Genomic DNA, 576 nt, shown 5'->3' on the forward strand with positions numbered 1-576 from the left:
ACTCGGCAAAATGACCCCGTAACTTCGGGAGAAGGGGTGCCATCCTCCGGGATGGCCGCAGAGAAATGGCCCAAGCAACTGTTTAGCAAAAACATAGGTCTATGCAAAACCGAAAGGTGAAGTATATGGGCTGACGCCTGCCCGGTGCTGGAAGGTTAAGAGGAGAGGTTAGCTTCGGCGAAGCTTTGAATTCAAGCCCCAGTAAACGGCGGCCGTAACTATAACGGTCCTAAGGTAGCGAAATTCCTTGTCGGGTAAGTTCCGACCCGCACGAAAGGCGTAATGATTTGGGCACTGTCTCAACAACACACCCGGTGAAATTGAAGTACCAGTGAAGATGCTGGTTACCTGCGCCAGGACGGAAAGACCCCATGGAGCTTTACTCTAGCTTGATACTGGGATTCGGTACGATATGTACAGGATAGGTGGGAGACTGAGAAGCAGGTCCGTCAGGATCTGTGGAGCCGCTGTTGGGATACCACCCTTATCGTACTGGGTTTCTAACCCATAGCTGTTATCCAGCGTGGGGACAATGTCTGGTGGGGAGTTTGACTGGGGCGGTCGCCTCCGAAAGGG

1 rRNA gene is annotated in these 576 nt (G+C 53.0%); it reads left to right on the forward strand.

What is annotated here, in order from left to right:
- Positions 1–576: ribosomal RNA gene (locus B5D25_RS00005) — 23S ribosomal RNA — on the forward strand; the annotation flags it as partial.

This window comes from Eubacterium ruminantium, from assembly GCF_900167085.1.
Taxonomy (GTDB): domain Bacteria; phylum Bacillota; class Clostridia; order Lachnospirales; family Lachnospiraceae; genus Eubacterium_Q; species Eubacterium_Q ruminantium.